This window comes from Pseudoruegeria sp. SHC-113 (assembly GCF_025376885.1).
Classification (GTDB): Bacteria; Pseudomonadota; Alphaproteobacteria; order Rhodobacterales; family Rhodobacteraceae; genus Pseudoruegeria.
Genome location: NZ_JAHUBR010000001.1, coordinates 961,242 through 986,516, shown reverse-complemented (window position 1 = coordinate 986,516; position 25,275 = coordinate 961,242). Strand labels below are relative to the sequence as shown.

Annotated in this window: 16 protein-coding genes; 7 read left to right on the top strand and 9 right to left on the bottom strand. The window is 63.9% G+C overall.

What is annotated here, in order from left to right:
* Positions 1-25: 25 nt before the first annotated feature.
* The 7 genes from KVX96_RS04910 to KVX96_RS04880 all read right to left on the bottom strand — a co-directional run bounded on the left by KVX96_RS04910 (position 26) and on the right by KVX96_RS04880 (position 10,765).
* Positions 26-1,195 (bottom strand): L-lactate dehydrogenase, encoded by a 1,170-nt coding sequence (locus KVX96_RS04910; RefSeq protein ID WP_261193179.1) that lies wholly within the window; start codon positions 1,193-1,195, stop codon positions 26-28.
* 31 nt (positions 1,196-1,226) lie between these two features.
* Complete coding sequence (gene ilvD / locus KVX96_RS04905; protein WP_261193177.1) at positions 1,227-3,098, bottom strand: dihydroxy-acid dehydratase; 1,872 nt, start codon at positions 3,096-3,098, stop codon at positions 1,227-1,229.
* 14 nt (positions 3,099-3,112) lie between these two features.
* Positions 3,113-6,565 (bottom strand): indolepyruvate ferredoxin oxidoreductase family protein, encoded by a 3,453-nt coding sequence (locus KVX96_RS04900; protein WP_261193175.1) that lies wholly within the window; start codon positions 6,563-6,565, stop codon positions 3,113-3,115.
* Between the two features lie 27 nt (positions 6,566-6,592).
* Positions 6,593-7,804: a serine hydrolase domain-containing protein gene (locus KVX96_RS04895; RefSeq protein ID WP_261193173.1), complete on the bottom strand. Its 1,212-nt coding sequence runs from the start codon at positions 7,802-7,804 to the stop codon at positions 6,593-6,595.
* A 37-nt stretch (positions 7,805-7,841) separates the two neighbouring features.
* On the bottom strand, positions 7,842-9,098 hold the full coding sequence (locus KVX96_RS04890; RefSeq protein ID WP_261193171.1) for a TRAP transporter large permease: 1,257 nt from the start codon (positions 9,096-9,098) through the stop codon (positions 7,842-7,844).
* Entirely contained in the window at positions 9,095-9,670 is a 576-nt protein-coding gene (locus tag KVX96_RS04885) for a TRAP transporter small permease (RefSeq protein ID WP_261193169.1), read from the bottom strand. Before KVX96_RS04885 ends, KVX96_RS04890 begins: the two co-directional genes overlap by 4 nt.
* Positions 9,671-9,760: 90 nt before the next feature.
* On the bottom strand, positions 9,761-10,765 hold the full coding sequence (locus KVX96_RS04880; RefSeq protein ID WP_261193168.1) for a TRAP transporter substrate-binding protein: 1,005 nt from the start codon (positions 10,763-10,765) through the stop codon (positions 9,761-9,763).
* 139 nt (positions 10,766-10,904) lie between these two features.
* Between KVX96_RS04880 and KVX96_RS04875 the strand changes: the two genes are divergently transcribed.
* Positions 10,905-11,858: a LysR family transcriptional regulator gene (locus KVX96_RS04875; protein WP_261193167.1), complete on the top strand. Its 954-nt coding sequence runs from the start codon at positions 10,905-10,907 to the stop codon at positions 11,856-11,858.
* A 65-nt stretch (positions 11,859-11,923) separates the two neighbouring features.
* On the opposite strand, the gene KVX96_RS04870 is transcribed toward KVX96_RS04875, so the two are convergent.
* On the bottom strand, positions 11,924-12,439 hold the full coding sequence (locus KVX96_RS04870; protein WP_261193166.1) for a LysR substrate-binding domain-containing protein: 516 nt from the start codon (positions 12,437-12,439) through the stop codon (positions 11,924-11,926).
* Between the two features lie 170 nt (positions 12,440-12,609).
* Between KVX96_RS04870 and KVX96_RS04865 the strand changes: the two genes are divergently transcribed.
* Positions 12,610-12,810: a helix-turn-helix transcriptional regulator gene (locus KVX96_RS04865; RefSeq protein WP_261193165.1), complete on the top strand. Its 201-nt coding sequence runs from the start codon at positions 12,610-12,612 to the stop codon at positions 12,808-12,810.
* An 84-nt stretch (positions 12,811-12,894) separates the two neighbouring features.
* Here KVX96_RS04865 and KVX96_RS04860 read toward each other — a convergent pair whose 3' ends face one another.
* Entirely contained in the window at positions 12,895-13,239 is a 345-nt protein-coding gene (locus KVX96_RS04860; protein ID WP_261193164.1) for a hypothetical protein, read from the bottom strand.
* Positions 13,240-13,315: 76 nt separating this feature from the next.
* Here KVX96_RS04860 and KVX96_RS04855 point away from each other — a divergent pair, with 76 nt between their 5' ends.
* From KVX96_RS04855 to KVX96_RS04835, 5 genes are read left to right on the top strand one after another with little or no spacing between them, the layout of a single operon-like run.
* Positions 13,316-14,233, top strand: coding sequence for a WYL domain-containing protein (locus KVX96_RS04855; protein WP_261193163.1), 918 nt, complete (start codon positions 13,316-13,318; stop codon positions 14,231-14,233).
* A 28-nt stretch (positions 14,234-14,261) separates the two neighbouring features.
* A complete protein-coding gene (locus KVX96_RS04850) occupies positions 14,262-17,522 on the top strand; it encodes an ATP-binding protein (protein ID WP_261193162.1) in 3,261 nt (1,086 codons plus the stop codon).
* A complete protein-coding gene (locus KVX96_RS04845) occupies positions 17,519-18,127 on the top strand; it encodes a hypothetical protein (protein ID WP_261193161.1) in 609 nt (202 codons plus the stop codon). The genes KVX96_RS04850 and KVX96_RS04845 overlap by 4 nt, the downstream gene beginning before the upstream one ends.
* A 19-nt stretch (positions 18,128-18,146) precedes the next feature.
* A complete protein-coding gene (locus KVX96_RS04840; RefSeq protein ID WP_261193160.1) occupies positions 18,147-21,368 on the top strand; it encodes a DUF1156 domain-containing protein in 3,222 nt (1,073 codons plus the stop codon).
* The gene (locus KVX96_RS04835; protein ID WP_261193159.1) at positions 21,365-25,228 is read left to right on the top strand and encodes a helicase-related protein; all 3,864 of its coding nucleotides are present in this window, start codon (positions 21,365-21,367) and stop codon (positions 25,226-25,228) included. Before KVX96_RS04840 ends, KVX96_RS04835 begins: the two co-directional genes overlap by 4 nt.
* Positions 25,229-25,275 lie beyond the last annotated feature (47 nt).

Here is a 25,275-nt window from a genome sequence, read left to right as displayed (position 1 = left end):
GCCAGAAAGCGCGCCCTGCCACGGCTTAAGCGGTGGCGGGGCGCAGCAGGCCGGGGCCGGCCTCCGCAAGGCTCTGGATGCCGGTCAGCGCCATGGCCACGCGCATCTCGCCCTGCCATGTTTTCAGAAGCGCCGAAACAGCCGCCTCCCCGCCCGCGCCCATCGCCCAGGCCCAGGGCCGCCCAATGAGCACGCCTTTCGCCCCGAGCGAGACCGCCCGCAGCACGTCGAGCCCGCTGCGCACGCCGCCATCCATCAGAACCTCGCAAGCCTCGCCCACTTCGGCCACAACCTCGGGCAGCGCCTCGATTGAAGCAGCAACACCATCCAACTGCCGCCCGCCGTGGTTGGAGACAATCACGCCATCGGCCCCCGCTTCCACAGCGGCTTTCGCATCCTCGCCGTTCAACACGCCCTTGATCACGAGCCGCCCTTTCCACTGATCGCGCAGCCAGCGGATGTCCTCCCAGGTGACGGAGGCATCGAACTGACTCTCCACCCAGCCGCGATAGGCCTGCGGGTTGGTGGCGTTGGGCACATAGGTGGAGAGGTTGCCAAAGCCGTGCGGCTTGCCCTTGAGCGCCACGTCCCAGAGCCAGCGCGGATGGGCGGCGAAATCCACCGGCCCAGCGCGCAGGCGGGCCAGCCTCGAGGCCCCGCCCGCGATGCCGTTCCTCACATCGCGATAGCGCGCGCCCACCACAGCCAGATCCACCGTGAACAGCAGCGTGCGCACCCCAAGGCCCCAGGCGCGCTCCAACAGCTCCTGCACCACGGCGCGATCCCGCAGCATGTAGAGCTGGAACCAGAAGGGCACCTCGGACACCGCCGCGACCTCCTCCATCGAACAGATCGACACGGTGGAGAGCGTGAAAGGCACCCCGGCCGCATCGGCCGCGCGCTTGGCCTGCACCTCGCCGCGCTGTGCCAGCATCCCGGCCATGCCAACGGGCGCAAGGGCCACCGGCAGCGCCGCCGCCTGCCCGGCCAGCGCAGTGGCCATGTCGCAGGCCGAAACATCGCGCATCACCCGCTGGTGTAGCCCGATCCGGGCAAAACCGGCCTCATTGGCGGCCAGCGTGCGCTCGCCATAGGCCCCGCCATCGACATAGTCGAACAGGAAACGCGGCAGGCGGCGCTCGGCGCGGCGGCGGAAATCCTCGGTGGAGGCGGGGACGAAATCGAATGTCGGCATGGCGGCGGGCCTTTCCTGTTCCTGGTCGTTCTCAGAGCGTCTTGGCGAATTGCTCCAGAGCGGCGAGCCGCTCCACATCGCGCGCGCCGCCCTTGTCGGCAGAGGCTGCCATCAGCCCGTAGATGCGCAGGGAGGTCGAAACATCCCGAACGCGTGCGCGGGGCGTAAAGGCGGCCGCCCCACGGGCCAGCTCTTCGGCGCGGCGCTTTTCAAGCTCTTCCTCACTGACCTCCAGCCGCACACTGCGCGCGGGAATATCAAAGACGATCGGATCGCCATCCCGCACCAGCGCGATTGGCCCACCGGAGGCCGCTTCCGGCGAGACATGGCCCACCGACAGCCCCGAGGTGGCCCCGGAGAAGCGGCCATCGGTGATGAGTGCGGCCTTGTCGCCCAGTCCGCGCGCCTTGAGCATCCCGGTGGGGGTGAGCATCTCGCGCATGCCGGGCCCGCCGCGCGGGCCTTCGTAGCGGATCACCACCACATGGCCCTCGCCAACGGTGCCGTTCTGGATCTTCTCCAAAGCCTCTTCCATGCTTTCGGTTACGATGGCCGTGCCCCGGAACTGCATGATCTTCTCCGGCACGCCCGCGCTTTTCACCACGCAGGAGTCCGGCGCGAGATTGCCGCGCAGCACGGCCAGCCCGCCCTCCTTGGTGAAGGCGTGATCGGCATCGCGGATCACACCGGTCTCGCGGTTGCCGTCCGACTCGCCGAAGCGGCTGGACTGCGAGAAGGCCGCGATGGAGCGGATGCCGCCGGGGCCAGCGCTATAGAGGCGGCGGGCTTCAAGGTTTTCCGGGTTGCAGATGTCCCAGCGCGCGGCGAGTTCTCCGATGGAGCAGCCCTGCGCGGTCGGCTGATCCTTGTGCAGAAGCCCGGCGCGGTTCAGCTCTGCCACCACGCCCATCACACCGCCGGCGCGGTGCATGTCTTCGATGAAGACCTCCTCGGCAGTGGGCGAGACCTTGCACAGGCAGGGGGTTTCGCGGCTGATGCGGTCGAAATCGTCGATGGTGAAGGGCACGCCGCTTTCCTGCGCGATGGCGAGCAGATGCAGGATCGTGTTGGTGGAGCCGCCGATGGCCATGGAGACGCGCACGGCGTTCTCAAGCCCTTCGCGCGAGCAGATCGAGCGCGGCAGAACGCTTGTATCGCCTTCGCCGTAATGGGCCTTCGCCATCGCCACGATGCGGTGGGCGGCGTCCACGAAGAGCTGCTTGCGGTCGGTGTGGGTGGCGACGATGGTGCCGTTGCCCGGCAGCGCGATCCCAAGGCTCTCGGTCAGGCAGTTCATCGAGTTCGCCGTCCCCATCAGCGCGCAGGAGCCGCAGGTGGGGCAGGCATTTTCCTCGACGGTCTGGATCTCCTCGCGGGTGGCATCGGCGGCCCCGGCCACGTAGATCGTGTCGATCGCGTCGATGCGCTTGAGCTTGCCGCGATACTGCATCTGGCCGCTTTCCATCGGCCCGCCGGAGACGAAGATCGTCGGGATGTTCAGCCGGTTGGCGGCCATCAGCATCGCCGGGGTGATCTTGTCGCAATTGCTCAGGCAGATCAGCGCGTCGATGGCATGGGCGTTGGCCATGTATTCCACTGCGTCCGCGATCAGCTCGCGGGAGGGCAGCGAATACATCATGCCCTCGTGGCCCATGGCGATGCCGTCATCCACGGCGATGGTGTTGAACTCCTTGGCCACACCACCGGCGGCCTTGATCTCTTTCGCGACAAGCCGCCCCAGCGGCTGCAGGTGCACATGGCCCGGCACCATCTCGGTGAAGCTGTTGGCGATGCCGATGATCGGCTTGCCGAAATCGCCCTCGCCGGTGCCCGTGGCCCGCCAGAGCGCGCGCACACCGGTATTGATGTCACCCTGGGTGACCTTGTCAGAACGCAGTTTCATAGGTTGGTCCTTTGTCAGGCAGCGGCGGTTTCGGGATCGAGTACGCGGGCGCGCAGCTCGGCGCGGCGCTTGGCCGCCGCCTCCGCGTGGCGCGCGCGCACATGTCCGTAGCCGCGGATGTGTTCGGGCAGATCGAGAAGCTCGCTCAGGGTCTCGGCAGAGGCAGGCGACCAATGGCTGAGCGCGAAGGCGATGTCGTCCTCATAGAGCGCCAGCAGGTCGCGCCCCAGCCGGGCCTCCTCGCTGTTGCGGAACGGATCAAACCGGGTGCCGCGCAAGCGGCGCAGACGGTTCAGCAAGGCAAACGCCCGCAGCGCGGTGCGCCCCTTCACGGCGCCTTTCACCGGATTGCCCGTCTTGGGATCAGTGCCGCCGAAGGGCCATGCGCCGAAGTAGAAAGTCAGCTCCTTCTCGCCGTCGAAAGCCGCATCCAGTTCGGCGCGGAACGCAGGCCTTGTGTAGAGCCGCGCAACCTCCCATTCGTCCTTCACGGCCATCAGCTTATAGTAGCCCTTGGCCACGGCGCGGATGGCGGCTTCGGGAAGCCCCGCCGCCTGCACCTTGTCGAGCATGGCGGTGTAGCGGGCGGCGAAGGCGGCATCCTGATAAGCGGTCAGATCGACGGTGCGGCGCTGGATGAGATCGGCCAACGGCACTTCGCGGTGCGCGGCCAGATCCACTGGCGCGCCCTTGCCCATGAGGGCCGCAGCGGCCTCGGGCTCAGCCTGCGCGATGCGGCCCAGATCGAAGGCTTTCAGGTTCGCCGCCACGGCCACGCCGTTCAGTTCGATCGCACGGTGGATGGCGGCCAGCGAGAGCGGGATGCCCCCCTGCTGCCAGGCCGCGCCCATCAGCACCATATTGGCAAAGACACGATCGCCCATCACCGCCTCGGCCAGCGCCTGCGCGTCCATCGCCTGCGCGCGGGTGCCCAGCAGGCGGGTGAGGCGTTCGACCTGCTCGGCCCCGTTCAGCTGCCAGTCCGGGTTGGCCGAGAAGGCCGAGGTCGGCACAACCGTCGTGTCCGTCACCGCCACGGCCGCGCCGACGTTCAGGCGCGAGAGCGCCTCGTCACCCGCCGCCACCACCAGATCGCAGCCGATCAGCGCGTCGGCCTCGCCCATGGCGATGCGGGTTGCGCGCATCTGCGCCGGGCTGGCGGCGATCTTGATGTGGCTGTGCACCGCGCCGTATTTCTGTGCGAGCCCGGTGATGTCGAGGTTGGAGGAGTAATAGCCATCGGCATGGGCGGCCACGGCCAGCGTCTGGCCCACCGTCACCACGCCAGCGCCGCCGATGCCCGAGACGAGGATGGACCACGAGCCCTCGACCACCGGGATCGCAGGGCTGGGCAGGTGGCTTGCGTCCACCGCCTTGCCGCCGGTTTGCGCCTTGCGCGGGGTCGCGCCTCTGACGGTCACGAAGGAGGGGCAGAAGCCCTCCACGCAGGAGAAATCCTTGTTGCAGGAGGATTGGTTGATCTGGCGCTTTCGGCCGTATTCGGTTTCCAGCGGTTCGATGGCCATGCAGGCCGAGACAGTGGAGCAATCGCCGCAGCCTTCGCAAACGGCGGGGTTGATGAAGGCGCGCTTGTCGGGATCGGCCCATTTGCCGCGCTTTCGCAGGCGGCGGCGCTCGGTGGCGCAGGGTTGATCGTAGATCAGCACGCTCACGCCGGGAAAGCCACGCAGATCCCGCTGCACGCTCTCAAGTTCGCCGCGTTCATGCAGCGTGACGCCGGTGCCCAGATCCTTGCCGGTGTAGTTCTCCGGCTCATCGGCCACTAGTGCGATGCGCTCCACCCCTTCGGCGCGCAGCTGGGCCACCATGCTTTCCGGCGAGACCTCGCCATCATGCCCCTGCCCGCCCGTCATGGAGACAAAGCCGTTGTGCAGGAGCTTGTAGGTGATCGGTGCCTTCGCGGCCACGGCGGCGCGGATCGCCAGCAGGCCGGAGTGGAAATAGGTGCCATCGCCCATATTGGCGAAGACATGTTCTTCCCGGGTGAAGGGGAACTGCCCCAGCCACATCACGCCCTCGCCGCCCATGTGGCTGACGGAGTTCGTCTGCACCGGATTGCGTAGCATCGCCATCGTGTGGCAGCCGATGCCCGCCAGCGCGCGGCTGCCCTCGATCACCTGCGTGGAGCGCCCATGGGGGCAGCCCGCGCAGAAGGAGGGCGGCCGGATCACGCCCCCTGCCCCCAGCTGCGGCGGCTCGCCGGACTGGTTGGGCAGCGCGATGTTGCTTGCGGGATCGGCCTCGCCCGCAGCCCGCGCGATCACGCGGGTGATCAGGTTCGGATCGATCTCGCCGTAGGCCGGGAAGGCCGTGTCTGCCCCCGCCGCGCTATAGGCGCTGCCCGCGAAAGCCTTGCCAATGATGCGCGGCGCGGCGTCAGAGCCATAGAGCGCGGCGCGGATCTGATCCTCCAGCAGCGGGCGCTTTTCCTCCACGACGATGAGCGTATCGAGCCCCCGGGCGAAGGCGCGCATGGCGTCCGGGTCCAGCGGCCAGACCATGCCGACCTTCATCAGCTTCACCTCGGTCGCGCCGATGCGCCCGTCCGCATAGCTCATGCCCGCCAGCGCCTGGTTGAGATCCTGCCAGGCCTTGCCGGCGGCGACGATGCCGATCTTCGCTTTCGCCGCGCCGCTGACCTGATTGAGCCCGTTGGCCCGCGCATAGGCCATGACCTTCTTGAGCTTCACGTCCCACAGGATGCGCTCCTGCTCCAGCATCGGCACGAAAGGCTTGATCCCGGTGTCCACGCCGGTGTCCTCAGGCATGGTGATCGCCGGGCTCTCGGGGCCGACATGGACAGAGCCGCCGCCCTCCACCACATCCGTCACGAGCTTCAGCCCCGTGAGCGTGCCGGAATAGCGGCTCATGGCGATGCCGTGCAGGCCGAAATCCAGCACGTCCTGCGCGTTGGCCGGGGCCAGCAGCGGCATGCCGAGCGAGGCGAAGTTGAGATCGGAGTAGCAGGCCAGCGTCGAGGATTTCGCGCCGTGGTCATCGCCCACCAGCAGGAGCGTGCCGCCCTTCGGGTTGGTGCCCGCAAGGTTGGCGTGGCGCAGCGGATCCATCGAGCGGTCCATCCCCGGCGCCTTGCCGTACCAGATGGAGAACACCCCCTCCACCGTCGCGCCGGGAAACAGCCCCACCTGCTGCGCGCCCCACGTGGCGGTGGCGGCGAGATCCTCGTTCACGCCGGGCTGGAACACCACATTGTGCTCCTTCAACGCTGCGGCGGCCTGTTGCAGCGTCATGTCGTAGGTGCCAACGGGCGATCCGCGGTAGCCCGAGATATAGCCGCCGGTGTTCATCCCGGCCGCGCGGTCGCGGCGGATCTGCTGGATCGGCAAGCGCACGAGCGCCTGCATGCCTGTCATATAGACCCAGCCTTCCTGCTGGTTGAGGCGATCCTCTAGGGTCATGTCGAGGCGTTTGACGGGGGCGTTCATCGCTGTCTCCTTCTGTCGCAGAGCCGCTCAGCCGAGCAGGCCGGAGGTGGCAAGCGGGCGCAGGTAGCGCGTGGTTTTCATCTCGGGCGTCGTGGAGAAGTAACAGATCACGAAATCCCGCTCAGGCGAAGCATAGAGGCCCTGATCCATAAAACCGCCCTTGTAGAGATCGCCATCGGGCCAGATGCAATCCCACTGACGGGCGTTGCCGAGCATGGTGTCATCGCCCAGCCGCTCGGTGAAGACGGGGCCATCGTAGCCCGCCTGAAAGAACGCCTTGCCACGTGCCACGGCGCGGATGCGGGCGAGCGTGTCCGCGCTCACCACCAGCTGCGCCGCGACCTTGTTCCAGCTGGGCGTGTAAAGCATCGCGAAGCGGGCCATGTCGCGCAGGGTGCTTGAGACGACTCCATGGGCCAGCGGGGTTCCATCGGGGGTGAGGTGCATCTGCAAAGGGCCTTCGGTGCGCAGATGCGCCCAGACCTGCTGGCGGAACAGCTCGGCCCAGGGCAGGCCGCTCACCGCTTCGGCCAGAAGCACCAGAACCTGCGTGCAGGGCGAGCCGTATTCAAACTTCCGCCCCGGCTCGGAAACCTTGCGGCTGGATTGCAGCACCTCCAGCAGGCTCTCCACACGGCCCTCATAGGGCATGTTGAACTCCGCCAGAAAGGCGCGGATGGCGTTGGAGCGGGGGTCAGACCGGGTGGCCTCGTTCTCCTCGCAGTCCATGCCCGGAGTCATGTCCAGCACGTCGATCACCCGCACTTCGGCCCAGTCGGTTTCGCGCAGGGCGGCGATGTGCTGGCCCAGCGTGTCCTGCTCCGAAAGCTGGCCCGCCTCGATGAGGTGCTCGATCATCAGCCCCGCCATTGGTTTGGCGCAGGAGGCCCAGAGGTGCGGCTGATCGGGGCGCAGATCGGGGTATTCCTCGCAGACGATCTGACCCTTGTGCACCACGAGAAAGCCGCGCGCGCCGCTTTCGGGGTGGGCGAGGAAGTCGCGCAAAGACAGGTGGCCCAGCGCGGTGTCGGCCTGCACGTCCAGCAACGCATCATTCTTCGCCACGGGAAGCGGCGCGGCGGCCTGCGCGCTGGGGATCACCGCCGTGGGCATCACCTCGGCGATATGGGTGCACCACCAATGGGCCACGTCCCCGCATTCCAAGAGCTTGGGCACGCTCACCTGCGAGCGCAGCCGGGCCGTGTCTTGGGCGGAGGGGGTTTTGAGATGCGCCTGCATGGCGAGGCTCCTTGAAACGGGGAAACGGGGCGAAGGGTTACAGAAGGGCAAGCGAAAGCCAGGGCACGAGGGCGATGATCGCAAGGCCGACGATCATCAGCGCGATATAGGGCAGCACCGCCATGACGAGATCGGAGAATTTCTCCCGGAATGTGATCATGGCCACCATCAGGTTCATGCCCACAGGCGGGGTGAGGTAGCCGATTTCGAGGTTCACGATCATGATGATCCCGAAATGGATCGGATCGAACCCGTAGGAGGCGGCCACCGGCATTAGGATCGGCGCAAGGATCAGGATCGCCTCGTTCGTCGTCATGAAGGCGCCAACCGCCAGCAGCAGCAGGTTGACGAGGATCAGGAAGGCCCAAGGGTTGTCGATATAGCCCTGCGTCAGCTCCACCATCTGCGCCGGGACGCGGTACTCCGTGAGAATCAGGTTCAGCGACAGCGCCACCGCGATCAACGGAAACAGCGCGCCGCCGAGTTTGGCGGTTTCCGTCACCACGTCGAAATAGCCGCGCAAATTCATCTCGCGATGCACAAAGAATTCGATCAGCAGCGCATAGACAAGCGCCACGGCCGCGCTTTCGGTGGGCGAATAGAAGCCCGAGTAGATACCGCCCAGCAGGATCACCGGGAAGAAGGCCGCCCAGATGCCACTTTTCAGCGCGGCGCGCAGTTCGGCCCAATCCATCTTCTGCGCCGGCTGGTGGCGGTTGGCCCAGATGCCGTAAAGGATCATCAGCACGATCAGCAGAAGCCCCGGCAGAAGCCCGGCGAGGAAAAGATCCACCACGGAGGTTTCGGTGACGAGCCCGTAAAGGATCAGCGGGATTGAGGGCGGGATGATGATGCCCAGCGTGCCCCCGGCCACCACCGAGCCCAGCGCATAGCGCTTGGTATAGCCGGCTTCCTGCATAGCCGGATAAAGCACCGAGCCCACGGCGATCATCGTCACGATGGAGGAGCCGGAGATCGCGGCGAACACCGCGCAGGAGACAATCGTCGCCACGCCCAGCCCGCCCCGTGTTGGTGCGGTGAGCGCCCGGATGATGCGCACCAGCCGCTTGGCGGAGCTGCCCTTGCTCATCACCGCCCCGCAGAGCAGGAACAGCGGCACCGAGAGGATCAGCTCCTTGTTGAGCGAGGTCCACATGTCCTCGACGATGTAATCAAGGTAGCCATGCCCCCAGACGAGATGCACATAGCCGATGGCGGCGATCAGCAGGATGGTGAGCGGCTGGCGCAGGATCAGCAACACCAGCACGAGAAGGCACAGGCCGAGCGCGCTCATTCCGGGATCTCCTCAAGCTGGGGGGCAACGCCCGGCCAGATGGCGAAGGCGAGGTAGCGCAGGGCAGCCGAGGCAAAGCCGATGGGCATGAAGGACTGGATGATCCACGCCGGCCAGTCGAGGCCGGGGATCACCGTGCCGATCTCCCGCGAGGAGGCGACAAAGACGATGGCGTAATAGGTGACAGCCCCAAGAAAGGCCGCGCTCACGAGGTTACCGAGGCGCGTGACCGCGGCCTCCCAGGCGGCTGGCACCCAGCCGAAGGCCACGCGCGGCACGATCTGTGTGCCGGTGGCCACGCTCACGCCAAGGCCCGCGAAGGCCCCGATCACAAGCAGGTGCAGCGAGATCTTGCGCGCGCCATAGACGCCGGTAGCGCCCATCTCGATGCCCAGAAAATCCGCCAGCGGGCCGATCAGCTCGCGCCCGGCGACATCGGCGAAGATCAGCGCCCCGATACCGGTGAAGGCCAGCACCGCCACCCAGCGCTCCACCATCTGCCAGCGGGCCAGAAAGCGCTGCACCGCAGGCGGGGCGGCGTGGCTGGAAGGGGATTGGGAAGAGGCGTTCATGCGCGGCTCGCGGGTTGGCTTGCTGTCGGGCGAAAGAAATAGGTGCCGGGCGCGCGAGGGCAGAGATGAGCGCGCGCCCGGCTGTGCAGCCTAGCTGCCGCAGGCGGCCTTGCCGTCTTGCACAAGTTTGAGGATCGCAGCGCCATCGTCGCCGTAATCCGCAGCCATCGCCTCCCAGAACGGGGGGAGCTTTTCACGGAAGCCTTCAATCTGCTCCGGCGTCAGATCCACAATCTGGCCGCCGCTCTTGGTGTGCAGGCCGCGCAGCACGTCCTCGAAGGCAAAGATCTCGGCCATCACATCGGCGGAGTTGAATTGCGCAAAGGCGCGCTTCACCGCCTCCTGATCCTCGGCGCTCAGGCGGTCCAGCACGCGCTGGCTCATGGCCCACATCGCCGGGCCGGTGGAGTAGTTGTACTCGTTGACGATCGGATAAACCTTGTTCAGCCCGGACGGCACGAAGAAGGTGTAGACGGTCGGGTAGAGATCGATCAGGCCGGTGGAGGCAGCCGAGGCGGCCTCGCCGGGGCTGATCGGCACGGGGTTCGCGCCCATGGCCTTCCAGTATTCGGTGTTGATGCGGTTCACCGAGATGCCAACCTTCAGCCCGCGCAGATCTTCCACGCTGGTCAGCGCGCGGTCCGACATCAGGTAACCATTGCCGACCTCGGCCCAGGCGCCGAAGTAGACGCCCTTCTCCCCGAGGCGGGCGCGGATCTCGTCGGTCAGGTGGTTGTCCTGCACGCAGGCGCGCTGATCGTTGCTGTCGTAGATCCCGTAGAGCTGCATCAGGCCGATTTCCGGCGCCTGCTGGGCGCCCGCGTTCACGGTGAAGAGCCCCATCTCGATGCGGCCCCGCGCCAGCTGGGCGAGCGTGTCGTTCTCGGTGCCAAGCTGGGAATTGAAGTAAGGCTCGATGCGCAGGCGGCCTTCGCTTTCGGCAGCCACGGCTTCTGCCAGCCGCATCACCTGCGCGCCCCAAGGGGTTTTCTCAGGCGCGGCGGTGGCCAGTTTCAGCACCGTCTCCGAAAAGGCCGGCGCGGCAAATCCAGCAGCCAAGGCCGCAACTGTGGCAGCGGTTTTAAAGATTTTCATGGTCTGTCTCTCTCCCTGTCCCCGCGCGGCGGAGCTCCTTCTGGCAGGGAAGGGTTAGCCAGAGCAAATCATTCAGTCCAGTTTACTTTTTGAAGGTTATCATTCATGGTTTTAATAATATTTCAGACAACGTCGCACCATGCTCAACATCTCCCAGCTCCACCACCTACAACTTCTGGCTGAAACCGGCAGCTTCGCGCTGGCCGCCGAACAGGCGAACATAACGCAGCCCGCTTTGTCCAACTCGATCAAGGCCTTGGAGACACGCGTCGGGTTGCAGCTCGTGGAGCGCAGCAAGCGCCCGGTGCGGCTTACCCCTATGGGTGAAACGCTGCTGGAGCGGATCGGCAAGCTGCTGTTTGAGGCCCGCAACCTTGAGCAAGAGATCAACAACTTGGCCAGCGGTGAGTCGGGCACCCTGCGAGTCGGCATGACGGCGGTGTTCTCCACCAGCCTCGGCGGCCCCATCGTGGCTGAATTTCACAATGCACACCCGGGGATCGCGCTGGACGTAAGGGTCGCGGAAACAACCCAGCTCGTGCCGATGCTCGAAAAGGAAGAGATCGACCTGCTGATCGGCGACACGCGCGATCTTCCGCCCTCAGATGCCCGCCTGCAGCGGCTGGACCTCCCCGCACAGGCCGGTGGCGCATTCTGCCGCCCCGGCCACCCGATGCTCTCGCTCTTAAAACCCCGCATCGAGGATCTGGCCAGCTACCACTTCGCAACGACCCACCTGCCCGCCGATGTGATCTCCGATTTCACCGCCCGCCTTGCGCCAGCGCCCGACGGGCGGGCGCGGATCGCCGTGAACTCCCACAACATCGCCCTGCTGCGCGACGCGGTGGCCGAGAGCGATCTGATCCTGCTCACCACGCGCGGCTGCGTGCGCAACATGCTGGCGCTGGGGCTTTTGGCCGAAATCCCGGTGGATCTGGGCATCGACGGCACATGGGCGATGATGCGGCTCGCCAACCGCGTGGGCCACCCGGCCCTGCCGGTGCTCTGGCGCAAGGTGCAGGAAGTCGCCCAGCGCGAAAGGGACAAACGGCTCACGCCCTACGCGGCGAACGTCATGGCCGGGCGCGGGTAGACCGGCGCGAGGCTGATCTGGTTGCCGCCTACATCAAGAAAGGCAAATGAGCCGGGCCACGTTGTTCAGGGGCGGGCGGGCCAGATGCGCGAGATCGCAGCGCAGACGGCCTCGATCCGCGGATCGCCGCGCCGGGCTTCAAGCGACAGGAAACTGAGCGAGGTTTCGATCTCCACCTGATCGGCGATGGCCAGCCCGTTGGCCTGCCGCTGGTAGAGCGCCAGTGAATCCCGACACAGGCTTAAGCCCACACCCGATTGCACCATGGCGAGCATCGAAAGCTCCTGATCCACCGTGGCCACGATCTTCGGGGCCTGCCCGTGCCGCGCGAAGATTGGTGTCAGCAGCCGGTTGTGTACCGACGCCGGTGGCGTGCCGATCCAGGGCAGCTGCATGAGCGCGGGCCAGTCCTTGCCCCGCACGCGCTCTTCCCAGCCAGGCGGCGCCACGATGTAGTAGGAGAACCGCGTCAGCTGATGGACGCGCAGTTTTTGTGCGACGGGTTCGAAAGGGTGATAGTGGCGGAGGGGACGGAATACCGAAAATCCCGTCTCAACGTAGCCACCAGTGGCCGATGACAAATCGAGGAATCGAGGCGGGTGTTGTCTGATACTCGCGAACTCTCCGAAGGTTTGGTCCGCATGTGCAATTCGCGCAAACTTCTGACTTTACTCGTTTTTCCATTCACGCCTTGGTTTGCGAGCAACAAAACCGAGTTGTGCGAAAGGAGTAACACATGCAACCGACTTGCTTGAACCAGAAGGAATTGGCGGCGCGTTGGAGGATCAGTCATCGAACGCTTGAGCGCTGGCGGTGGGCCTGCGAAGGTCCAGTGTACATGAAAATCGGCGGACGCGTGGTGTATCGGCTGGAAGACATCCTGGCATTCGAACGCGCCATGCTTCTGGGCAAGACACGAGACCAGGTCGCGGAACTTGACTTCGCAGGATGACTGCGTTTGCCCTCTGGCTGCCCGCCTCCCCCGGCTCGGAGACCCCACAAACCGGGGGAGGTCAATTCGAGCACGCTGATATGGTCATTCGCGATTTCGGGCGATCACATCGGAAACGGTCAACGGCTTGTATTCCTCCTCGGGAGCAGAAAACGCACGACCAAGTTCTGCTTTCAGGCGGTCGATTGAGTCGCGATTGGCGTTTCCCGACTCACTCCGGCCGGTTTCATCTTCACCTGATCCGCTCTGGTGGGAGCCATTTGACCCTATGCTTTCCCCGTTCTGCTTGTTGGACACGAAATCTTTCCTTCTGTGGCTGACGCGCAGAGTAGCCAAAAAAACGGCTTGATGGCATAGGCTTACGTGAACCGACAGGCTGCCGCCAATTTCATCTCGATACGCGATTTGCGATTGCCTGCGCTCAACCACTCCGCTAGCATCCCCTCAAGCACAGAAAATGTGCGCGCATAGTTACCATGCGCATCGGCCAAGCCGGGAGAGTGATGTGGAAGACAGCAAGGCGGAGCTTCGCTGGGGCGTCGAGCAACGGCTCGAGTTCATCGAGTTCCGCCTGTTTTGGGAGGGGCGCGTGAACCGCAGCGACCTGATGGATCAGTTCGGAGTTTCGGTGAACCAGGCGTCGGCCGACCTGAATCGCTACATCGGCCTGGCGCCCGACAACATGGTCTATGACAAGAGCGCCCGGACCTATGTCCGCACGCCAGACTTCAAGGCCCATTTCAGCGAACCCGACGCCAGCAAGTATCTGGCCCAGCTGCGTTCGGTCGCCGATGGCATCCTTGACCGTGACGACGCCTGGATCACGGAGCTTCCGCCGTTTGCATCCGCACCGACGCCGGTGCGTGGCGTCAATCCTGCAACGCTCCGATCAGTCGTTGGCGCCATTCGCCGGTCGGAAGCGATCGAGGTAAAATACCAAAGTCTGTCCCGCCCCGAGCCGAGCTGGCGCTGGATCGCGCCCCACGCCATCGCCTTCGACGGGTTCCGCTGGCACGCCCGGGCGTATTGCCTGACTGACGAATGCTTCAAGGACTTCCTGCTTTCACGAATTCTCGACATCCGCGGATCAAGGGAGAGCGATACATCGGCCGACGAAGATTGCGACTGGCATTGTGAGGTTACTCTGGAAGTTGGGCCCCACCCCGAGCTCTCAGAAACACAGGCGAAGGTCATCGCTCTCGACTACGGCATGCGCGGCGGAAAGGCCAAGATAAAGGTCCGACGCGCATTGCTCTACTACGCTTTAAAGCGCCTCGGTCTCGACACTGATCCGAGCGCACGTACACCTCAAAACCAACAAATCATCTTGATAAATCGTGGCGATGTAATGGCAGCCATACCCAGCAGTCAGAAAAGCGGCAGCCGACTAAGCACGGCACGGCGGATTGGCGCCAAGAAATGAGAACAGTGAGGATAGGGGGCTTTGGCGGATGACGAACTCGGAAAACAATACCAATGGACTGTTGTCCCTCTATGACAGTTGCACCCCGCGTGCGGATATTATCAAGGGGACTTTCAACCCAGAGCTTTTCACTGCGAGCCTGAACCAGGTGATGGATAGCTATGCAGGTCAAAGTGTTGCGGAGACCCCCTACACTGATGCCTCTGTCTTCTTCGGAGAGGCGACATACCCCACGAGCGGGATGCGCGACCTATTGTCCACCGTCTTCCTGAGGGTCGCTGGAGACACCACGGCGAGCGCGATCACCCGTCTTGAGACCGGGTTTGGTGGTGGGAAGACCCACTCCCTGATCGGGCTGGTCCACTGCGCCAAATGTGGAACGGAGATTCGCGAGCTCGTTGACCCCCTCTTTCCGGGCCTGCCGCTGCCTGCGCCGGGCGCCGTGGACGTCGTAGCGATCGCGGGAGACGTTCTCTCTGTGAATAAGCCGTCCGGTGCCGCGCTCATCCCCCATACCCTCTGGGGCGAGCTTGCAATGCAGGTGGGAGGTGAGACGCTCTACAGGGAATTAGAAGGGGACGCCACCTCGGTTGCAGCGCCCGGCAAGGACTTCTTCAAACGGGTACTCGACGGGCGTAAGGTGATTATCCTTATCGACGAGCTTGCACAGTATGTCGCGCGGTTCGAGGCAGCGCATCCGGGAAAGGGCGCAACACAAGTGGCTGCCTTCCTCATGTCCTTGTCGACCTTCGCCCGGTCCGCATCCGGCATCGCGGTCGTGATCTCCCTTGCCAGCTCATCGGACGCTTTCGCCCGCCAAAGCGAGAGCCTTGGAACCGAACTTACTCGGATCACAGGGTCCGAGGTCGCCCCGGAGGAGGCTGCGCAACGGGCCGCGCGCGCCGTCGGCGAGACCGAGAGCGTCGTTGCGCGTGATGCGCTACCAATTAAGCCAGTCCCACAGAGCGAGCTCGCCCGGGTTCTCGCCCGCCGACTGTTTTCGCACATCGATCCCGAAGCAGCAGAAAGGGCCGCGGAGGCTTATGCCGCTCTTTACGCCAGCTCACCGGCCGACCTGCCTTCAGAGGCGAAACAGACCGACTATGCGGACCGGATCCGGGCTAGCTACCCCTTCCACCCGACTTTCCTGCGGTTCCTGAACGAAAAGCTCGCTTCGATCGAAACGTTTCAGGGAACTCGCGGGGTTCTGCGGGTTATGACGCTGGCGATCAGGCTCCTCTGGCAGAAGCGGCCGTACGCCCCAATGATCCATGTGGGGCATCTCGACTTCTCGGACCGGCTGATGGCGGACGAGATCGTGGGAAGTCGTCTCAAGGCGGGCGATATGCAGATCGTCCTCAACACCGACGTCGGGGGGCCTCAGTCAGATGCGCTCGCCTCGAACCGGAGCCGAGCTCAGATGCGCGACGCCGCCAACCCGCTCCCGTCTGGGGTTCCATACCACGAGATGACTTGGCGCGTCGTTCTGGTGAACAGCCTGGTTGGCCGCGCCGGTGGGGTGTCCAACAACCTGTTTGGGATCAACGAGGCAGACGCCCTCCTCTCCGTACTGATGCCGGGGCTGCCCGCAACCGCTGTGAAGACCGCCCTCGAGGCAATTCAGAAGCACGCCTATTATCTGCGAGAGGATGGGGGAAAGTTCTTTGCGAACACCGACCCGACCATCAACCGGGCCCTCAGCGACATCCGTGAGGGGGTGAAACGGGATGACGCTTTGCGGCTTATCCTCGAGGCGTCTCGGAAGGTGATCACTAACCAGAACGGAATCTTCGAGGTTCGAGAAGACGTGACCGCCCCACAAGACATGGCTGAGTCCCCCCGTCGCCCCTCGATCGGGATCGTTCGGGTCGACGCCCCGCGCATAGTCGTCGACGATTTCATTCAAACGGTGGGGAACGGACAGCCGAGGATATCTCAGAACCATGTGGCGCTTCTGATCCCCAACACTGTTCCGACAGACCGGGACAGTGATGGGATGTTCGGCGACCAGCGGGCGCAACAGAGCCTAGACAGGCTCCTTGAGCTGGCGCGAGATGTCCGGGCTATGGAGAAGCTCGCCGCCGACCCCGGCGCCTATGGACTCACTCTCCGGCAACTTGATGACGATTTCCAAGGCCGCCGAGCGCGGGCCCGGAACGACCTAAACGTTGCGGTAAGCAAGAGCTACACCCGGCTTGTATATCCGGGGTCCGACGGCATCGCGATCCGAGAGATTCGGGTTGCTGGCGGTGAAGGGGGTGCCCCGGTTGCCGAGCAGGTCAAGGAGATCTTACGCAAGGACGGAGAGGTAATCGAGACGGATCGGGCAGCCACCATGGAGATCGTTCGTGGCCTCTCGCAGCTCTTCTTCGGCCTTGGCGGGGATACACCAACCGTCAACGGGATCCGGGACGCGTTCGCGCAGCAACGGCGCTGGCCAATTCTAGAAAACCCAAGCGTCTTGAACCGCGTAATCTCCGCAGGTGTAGAGCGAGGTGTCTGGTGCTTGTTCCGCTTCACCGACGCCAAGAGCGATCGGCCTGACGAGATTTACGACGCGCAAAACCAGGTCCCGCTGAACGTCGATCTCTCTGCCGATGGGTGGTCTATCATTCAGGTGGCGAAGGCCCGAGCCCGCGGCTGGATCAAGGGTGAGAAGCCGTCCGAAGACAAGATCAGGGAATGGGCAGCAGAGGTGGCGCGGCTTGCCACTGAAACCCGCGTCTCCGACATCGTAGAGAAGGTCAAAGAGAAATCTGAGGCCGTGACAGACGCGGACGTCCTGAACGTTATCCCCAAGGTGATCGCGCAGGACCGATACCTCATTCACGATGGCGAGCCGGCGCAGCAAGAAAAGCCAAACGGCTTTCGTGAAGGTGTCGAAGCGACCATCCGTCCCCCGCGCCCCGATGATGTGCTGATTGTCCGGGCTGAAGCTGCGAGGCGCGGCTGGCTCGCGAGCGCGCCCCAGACCCTTCTGATCGAAGAAGAAGGAGACGCACCGAGGGTTCTTCTGCCTTTGGTCAAGCGTCTCGGTCGTGTGGGCGCCAATGGCACTAAATCGACAGTGGATGACCTCAGGGTCCAGGCCCTCAAGGTACCCGGAGGAGCATCGATCGACCTCAAGATTTCAGGCGCAACACCAGAAAGCCTGAAAGCACTGGATGAATTGTTCGAAACCGTGATGACCGTTGGCCGGGTCGATGCCGACACATTTGCGTCGATCGAAATTGAACATCCGGATGATGAGTGCGCCTTGGTGGCAGAGCTCAAGAAAGGCGCTGAATGATGGCCAAGAAAGGGCGTCCGCACAGACATGCGGAACTCTACAAGGCGCTGCACGAGGGGCACCTCTCTGCGGCGCCCTTCGCGTTGCGGATCACGCGTCACAACGACGTTCCTCCGCCTGTCCTCGTGATCAAGGAACGGCGGGCCCGTGACGGGGATGAGGGGGATGCGCGGACCGGACATCTTCAGGACCGCGGCCGACTGCATGGGGACAGCCTCCGCCGCCTCCTGCCGGTCGTCCGAGCGATCGCGTCCCGGGCCCGAAACGAAAATGACGTTCCGCTAGAGGTCGACGCCTTCCTGTCCGAGGAAGGGATGCGCACACATAGGACCCTGGTTCTCGATGAAGAGGCCGGCGCGAAGCTCGGGATCATCTTCAAGCTTCAAGAGCGCCTGAGCGACCTTGATCGGTCGGAACTGCTGTCACGGCGCGTCGCCACCTTTTCGCGGGAGGAGGCCGTCTACTGGTTCTCCCGGATCACGCATTATGGGCCGGTCGCCAACCGGTGGGCCGTATCCGGACTTCGGGTGATGCTGTGTGGGCAGGGGAAGGGACCTGACACTGAGGTCGACACCATGCTCACCAAGCTGCGCGCGCGCCAATGAAGAAGAAAGAAGGAATGGTATGAAGGATTTGTCGAACGACCTGCGGCTCATGGAGAGCGGCTTCCCGTGTCACCAGGTGGGCGCGGAAACGCAACGAGAGCGCGGGTCCAGCTCGGCCCTGCCACCCCTCTACTTCCTCCACGTCTGGTGGGCGCGACGCCCCCTGATCCCGTCTCGAGCGGCTATCCAGGCGTCCCTCCTCGGGTCCGATGCCGATCCAGAAGCCTTCGTCCGGGACCTCGGAATCATGAAGAAAGTCGCGATCGTCGGCGACCAGGAATGGACCCTTGTCGGGAAGCCGCTGGCGCATGTGCGCCGGACCGCTTCAGGCGAGTCCCTTCTTCTGGACGAGAAGGGAATGAAGTTCCTGGATGCAGAGGTCGAACGGCGCGAGCGGAACCGGGAGATCATCGACCGCCTGACCTCCTATGATCCGGCGTTTTCCCGCGATCCTGTCGTGATCCGTTGGGAGCGGGATTCCGCAGCGTTTCGGTTGCCACTTCCGGCGGAAGGCACCCGGCTCCGCGTTGAAGAGCGCGCGGCTGACCCGGCGCATGTCAACGACCGCGTCGCTTTCGCCAAACTCGACCGAGTGAAGAAGGCGCTGGGCGAGACCATTCGTTGGGACCCGGAGGACCTTTACGCCTACAACCGCGCCTATGCGAACTCTCCGGAATACCGGCCGACCGGGTTGACGGTTCTGGACGCGACTGCCGGGGGAGGCAGCATTCCGTTCGAGGCGCTGCGCCTTGGACACACCGTGATTGCCAACGAGCTGAACCCGGTCGCGACCACGATCCTGCATGCGACCCTCGACTTTCCGGCTCGGTTCGGCCCCGAACTGCTGAACGACATTCAGAAATGGGGCGATCGACTGGTTTCCGAGGTCGAGGCGGAGATGCTCGACGTCACCCCGCGCTCACCGTTGCCTGAGGCCGAGCGTCAGAAGCTTGAGCGAGTCGTGCGCGGAGATCCGGAGCTGATGCGCGTCTATGGCCAAACGGAGCATGACCAGAACGGGATCCTCTACTGCCGAATGGTAAGATGTCCCTCTTGTGGCGGAGAAGCGCCGTTGATGAACAGCCAATGGCTGGCCAAGTCAGGGAGCGATCAGTGGGGCGTCAGGATCGTCCCTCACGGAGACAAAACCGTATCTTTCGAAACTTACGAAGTGAAGGGCGGTAAAGGTCCAAATGGAGAAGACCCTGACGGCTCTACCGTTACGCGCGGCATTGGGCAGTGTGTCCATTGTCGACAGGCGATCTCCGGGGATGAGATCAAGGCACAAGCGAATGGGGAAAGCCGTCACGGTGATTGGTGGGACCGCGTTTATGCGGTCCAAGCGGTGCGCTTCCAACCGAAGATGGATGCTCGCGGTCGCCCTCAACGGTATGCTTCAGGAGATCGCACGGGCGAAGTAAAGACTGAGAAAGTAAAGTTCTTCCGTGCGGCAACGGAGTTTGACATCGCTGCTTTGGAACGAGCTCAAGGCCGCTTGGTTGATAATTGGGGCCGCTGGGAATCGTCTGACTTGATCCCTACAGAAGCCATCCCAACGGGCTCAAAGACAAGCGAACCATTGCGCTACGGAATGAAGCGTTGGAGCGATCTATTTGCACCTCGGCAGCTCCTGGGCCATCTCACTATGATTGAACGATTTCGGAGCCTGCAGCCTGAGATCCGCGCATCGCTCGGCGAGGCTCGCGGAAATGCTGTCATTACTTACCTGCAGTTCATGGTGGACAAGTTTGTCGACTACAATAGCCGGCAGACACGTTGGATCCCTCAGCGAACATCGGTTTCCGGGACTTTCAGCCGTCATGACTTTTCGCTGAAGTGGACTTACGGCGAGATGCCGTACTCTGGGCCTGCGAGTGGTCTCAGGTGGGCGCTTTCCCAAGTGATCGATGCGTATAAGGGGATTGCTGATCTGGCACTCACGGTTCACCGGGCTCAGGATGGAACTCTGCCCCTGACCGTCCTGAACGGTTCGGCAGGAAATATGGCGCCGGTCGCGTCCGGCTCGGTCGATCTCGTCTGCTTCGATCCGCCCTACTACGACAACGTTCAATACGGCGAACTCTCGGACTTCTACTACGTCTGGCAGAAACGCGGCCTTCGCGATGTCTATCCCGAGCTTTTCTCGCGCCGCTTCGTGAATAAGAAAGAAGAGGCCGTCGCGAACCCTGCGCGCGATGGATCAGCGAAGAAAGCCAAAGCCGCTTATGAGCGCATGATGGGCGAGATTTTCGCCGAGTGCCGCCGTGTCCTCAGTGATGATGGCGTCATGACCTTGATGTTTACACACAAGAAGCAGGAGGCGTGGGAGACCCTGACGCGGTCCCTGATCGAGTCGGGTTGGGTCATCACCGCCTGCATGCCAGTTGAGTCGGAATTTGGCTACTCAACACACCAAATGAACTTGGCGGCTGCCGCTTCGACCATCTTCATCACCTGCCGCAAGCGGGTCGATGAGGACGCAGAACCGGCCGCCTGGCAGGGGATCGGTGGGACCGGGGTCGCCGCCCGGATCCGCGCGGCAGTTCGAGACGGCCTAGCCGAGTTCGACCGTCTGAACCTCAGCCCGGTCGATGAGATGATCGCCAGCTTCGGGCGGGCGCTTCAGGTCCTGTCGGAGCGTTGGCCAGTGTATGACGGGGATGATGTGGTCTCTCCGGTTCAGGCGATGACCGCCGCCAGCGCCGTCGTGGCAGCGCACCAGATCACCCGGATCACGCAGGGTCGCCTCTCGGTCGATGAGCTGGACACGGAGACCGGCGTCGCGCTCACCATCCTCGGCGCATTCGGCACGGCCGAGTTCGCCTTCGACGACGCGCGGAACCTCGCAAACGCCCTGAACGTCGCGATCGAAGGGAAGAGCGGGAACTATACCGTTGCCGATCGCCGAGTGGGCCTTGCGACCCAGCAGTCCGGGGCGACCTATGCCGCGCCCCTCGTGAAGTCGGGTTCGAAGGTGCGCCTTGCGGCACCGGAAGAGCGGGCCCCTGCGCGCATTGAAAAACCCCAGACTGCTTGGGACCGGCTGCACGGTCTGATCGCCGCCTATCGGCAAGGGGAGGACGTTCTAGTCCGGGCCTACTTCGAGAAGCACTGTCTGCCGCAGGCGCAACTGCTGCGAGACTTGCTGGAGGTTTACCGGGCCGAGATCGGGGATGAGCGTCTCCAGAAAGAGGTCGACTGGGTGCGCTTTGCCCTTGAGAGCTTCGGGGACGCGCAGTGACAGAAGCAGCCGGCGCGAAAGAGACGCCGGCGTCCTTCCGGGACGTCGAGTGGCGGGACGAGTACCGGACGTCAGAGATCCGTCCCGGCGAGCCCGCGACCGATATCCTGAAGGAGTTCTATATCCCGGCCTTGGAGCGGTCGGTCCGCTATGACCGGGTCGCCGGGTACTTCCGGTCCTCGTCCCTCGCGGCCGCCTCTCAGGGGTTCACCGCCTTCGCTCGCAACGGGGCGAAGGCCCGCTTCCTGGTCGGTTGCGATCTGGACGCGGAAGACGTGAAGGCGGCGCTGCGGGGTGCTGATGAGGCGCTTGTCGCACACCTGACGGCCGCCCTTGAGAATGACGGGTCCTGGAGCGCGGAGACGGTCCGGGGCGTCGACCTGTTCGCCTATTTGGTTTCCAAGGGGCTCCTCGAGGTGAAGGTGGCCTTTCGGGTTCACAAGGAAACCGGCGATCCGCTCTCCGTCGAGTCCACGGCCGACGGGTACGTTCACGAGAAATGGGCCGTGTTCGTGGACGGTGAGGGAAACGTGATCCGGATTGACGGGTCCCTGAACGAGTCAAAGACAGCCCTGTCGATCAACGCCGAGAACGTCCTGCTGCATTGTTCGTGGTGGGATGAACGGAGCCGTCGCCAGACTGGAAAAGCTCTGAAAGATTTCGATCACCTCTGGCGTCATGGGAGCGAGGGGATCCGCGTCATGGATTTGCCAGAGGCGGTCAAGGCGCGTTTGGTCCGAATGGGACGGGACGTGATCGAGCCGAAGGAGATCGACGGGACGGAGGCACCCACTCCGCCGAAGGATCCAGAAAGCCCGTTCGCCGCGCTCGCCCCGATCGATTATCTTCGGTGGCGCCTGATCAAGGACGGGCCGTGCTTGCCAGGCGGGCGGTTCGTCGGCATCGAGACCGCACCGGTTGTCCCTTGGCCGCACCAAGCCTTCGTCGCCCGCCGCCTGGTCAATTCCTGGCCGCACAGCTTCCTGATGTGCGACGAGGTGGGGCTCGGGAAAACGATCGAGGCGGGCCTTGCGATCCGGTCCCTTACCCTGTCCGGCATCGCCTCGAGGGTGCTGATTGCTTCCCCTGCCTCGCTGACGCGACAATGGCAGCGCGAGATGAAGTCGAAGTTTCTGCTCGATTTCGCCCGGACGGCCCCGCGGGGGCGAATGAGCCATGAACGCCTCGACGAGGACTCGAACCCGGTCGAGGTTTCCGAAGGGGGCCTTCTCGCCCCGAACCTGGTGATCGCCTCAACCGGCTTGCTGACGCACAGGACTAGGCGCAGCGAGGTCCGGGGTGCCAAGGGGTGGGATATCGCCCTCGTGGACGAGGCCCATTATGCGCGTGCGGTGCACCGGCAGAACCAGCTCTACTCACTCATAGATGAGGTGATCCGCCCGAAAGCTCGCGCCCTTCTACTCGCGACGGCGACCCCAATGCAGCTCGCGATGCAGGAGGCGTTCGACCTGATGCGGCTCACGGGACGGGTCGGGAGCTTCGGGCTCGATGACGACATCTCGCGACAGTACTACGAGGCGGTCCAGGAATTCGTTCGGGGCCGGGGCCGGATCTCCGACGCGACGCTGGAGTTCCTGCGCCGCGCCATTCTCGAGATCAAGCTGCTCGACCCGGAGTACTGGACATTCATTATGAGCGCTTACCGTTCGCCAGCAGATCAGCGGACCGTGGCCCGTTGGGTGGAGGAAGCGCGCCCGTTCCCTGCCGGGGACTGGCGACTTATCGCCCGGGTTCTGCGCGCGGCCGCCCCGCTCTCGCGCGTCATGTTGCGTCACACTAGGGACCTTCTGCGGCTCTACCGGGACAGCGGAAAGCTGAACGCAAACTTGGCCGAAAGGCATGTGCGTCCACTCGACCCGATCAACTTCTCGCCGACCGAGCGGCGCGTCTACGACGCGCTCGAGGCATACTGTCGGGATCTCGACACCCGCGTTCGGGCCTCCGCCCGCCAGGAGGACCAGCGACGCGTCGCCTCCGTCGGCTTCTATCTAAGCTTCCTTCGGCTCCGTTTCGCTTCCAGCCTCCATGCGATCCGCAAGACGCTGGAGCGGCGGACAGAGAAGGTGAAAGCCACCCTTCGGGCCCACCAGCACGCCGGGTTCAATCCTACCAACGAGGAGCTGGAAGAAGCCGTATTCGAAGGGGATGATGAAGGGGACGAGGTCGCCGTCGATGCTCTGCTGGACGGGCGCACCGAATCTGACCTCCTTTGGGAGCAGGAGGCGCTTCGGGGTCTATTGGATCGCCTCGACGAGTTAGTCGGTGTGCCGTCAAAGCTCGACCGGCTCCTGTCCGAGTTGAACGCGCGGCGCCAAGGCAGCCGGTTTCGACAGACGGTGGTCTTCACCCGTTTCAAGGACACACTTGATCACTTGGTCGACGAGCTCCGCTCCCGGATGCCTAGCGCGCTGGTCGGCACCTTCTCCGGGGCGGGCGGCAGCCGTTACGACCCTGCCGCTGGGAAGATGATCAGCACCACACGCCTCGAGATCACCCAAAGCTTCGTCCGCGGGGATATCGACGTCCTGCTGTGTACGGACGCCGCGGCTGAAGGGCTGAATCTCCAGACCGCAGACCTGCTGATAAACTTTGACCTTCCTTGGAACCCGGCGAAGGTGGAGCAGCGGATCGGGCGCATCGACCGGATCGGCCAGAAGTATCATGAGATCTTCGTCGCGAACTACGCTTACGCCGGGTCGGCGGAGGAGCGGGTCTACGGGCGACTCCTCTCCCGTCTCGCTGAGGCGGGCCTGATAGTTGGCCCACAACAAATCGCACTGCTGCCGGTCACCGAGGCAGACTTCCGAGCCCTCGAGAACCCTAGTGTCTCGGCCGACGAGCTCCGGCGGATAGAGACAGAAGCGGCCGAACGGCTACGTCGATCCAAAGCGGCGGCTGAGGCCCTCGAGATTCCGCCAAAGGAGCTGCAGGAGTTCTACCGGGCCTGGGAGCGGTCGGGCGACTTCGCCGCCCCAGTCTCGTTGGCGGACATTGATGTCGCGCTGACTTCCCTCGCAAAAGTGGCCCCGCATCTTCTCTCCGTGACCGAACATCCCGGTATCTTCGCCCTTCGTTACGAGGACGGACGGGTTTCTCATATCACCGCATCACGGGAACTTCTTGATCGGCCTCCGCCTGAGGTTCGGACTACGCTAGAGTTCGCGTCCTACGGCGCTCCCGCCTTCGATCATCTCTTGGAACAGCTCCCGGATTTGCACGCGGGGTGGATGGCGCGTGTCAGTGTTTCAGGGGCACTCGGAAACAACGGGATCGAGAGAGTCGGCTTCTGTGTTGCCACTACGACCGGTCCGGTCAGTGCGCTACGGGTCGCTGACCTTAAGGAGATTGAGATTGATCCGAATGCCACGGTTGGAGAGGTCGACTCGGCGCCGGTCGAAGCCGAACTGGCAAAGGCGCTAACGGACGAGATCCGCGCCGTCGAGAAAGGCATTGATGACGTCAACGCGAACAGGCGCGCGTCCGCGGAGCAGCTGGTCCTATCCCACGAGATCGCTGCCGCATATCTGGAGACCGCAACCGGCGCAAACGACGCGGATGATCTGCACCGTCGCCTTCGGGATGAACTGATACCGAACAGGCCCCACGGTCTCCTAGTCCGAATGCAGCCGGCTCGCCTCGCTCATCGAACACCGATGCTTTCTGAGACCTCGTTTCGAGGGATACCGGGCGATGAGGCTAACGTGCACATTTCTCCCCCGCAGCTAAAGGCGGCTGAAATCAAGATTGACGGGGTGATCCGAGAGATGCGGCGTCAGGGGGAAGAGATGTATCGAGAAGAGGCAGCCGCTCGTCTAAGGCGCAAGGTGGCCAGACTCTGAAGCGCTATTGCTGTCGCCAACCAATATAGACTACCTGCGGCACCAAC

Bases quoted from the DNA above. Each gene is read 5' to 3' on its own strand.
- KVX96_RS04890 (WP_261193171.1), bottom strand. From the start codon at position 9,098: ATGAGCGCGCTCGGCCTGTGCCTTCTCGTGCTGGTGTTGCTGATCCTG.
- KVX96_RS04910 (WP_261193179.1), bottom strand. From the start codon at position 1,195: ATGCCGACATTCGATTTCGTCCCCGCCTCCACCGAGGATTTCCGCCGC.
- KVX96_RS04845 (WP_261193161.1), top strand. From the start codon at position 17,519: ATGATGGCCAAGAAAGGGCGTCCGCACAGACATGCGGAACTCTACAAG.
- ilvD (WP_261193177.1), bottom strand. From the start codon at position 3,098: ATGAAACTGCGTTCTGACAAGGTCACCCAGGGTGACATCAATACCGGT.
- KVX96_RS04850 (WP_261193162.1), top strand. From the start codon at position 14,262: ATGACGAACTCGGAAAACAATACCAATGGACTGTTGTCCCTCTATGAC.
- KVX96_RS04880 (WP_261193168.1), bottom strand. From the start codon at position 10,765: ATGAAAATCTTTAAAACCGCTGCCACAGTTGCGGCCTTGGCTGCTGGA.
- KVX96_RS04895 (WP_261193173.1), bottom strand. From the start codon at position 7,804: ATGCAGGCGCATCTCAAAACCCCCTCCGCCCAAGACACGGCCCGGCTG.
- KVX96_RS04900 (WP_261193175.1), bottom strand. From the start codon at position 6,565: ATGAACGCCCCCGTCAAACGCCTCGACATGACCCTAGAGGATCGCCTC.
- KVX96_RS04840 (WP_261193160.1), top strand. From the start codon at position 18,147: ATGAAGGATTTGTCGAACGACCTGCGGCTCATGGAGAGCGGCTTCCCG.
- KVX96_RS04875 (WP_261193167.1), top strand. From the start codon at position 10,905: ATGCTCAACATCTCCCAGCTCCACCACCTACAACTTCTGGCTGAAACC.
- KVX96_RS04885 (WP_261193169.1), bottom strand. From the start codon at position 9,670: ATGAACGCCTCTTCCCAATCCCCTTCCAGCCACGCCGCCCCGCCTGCG.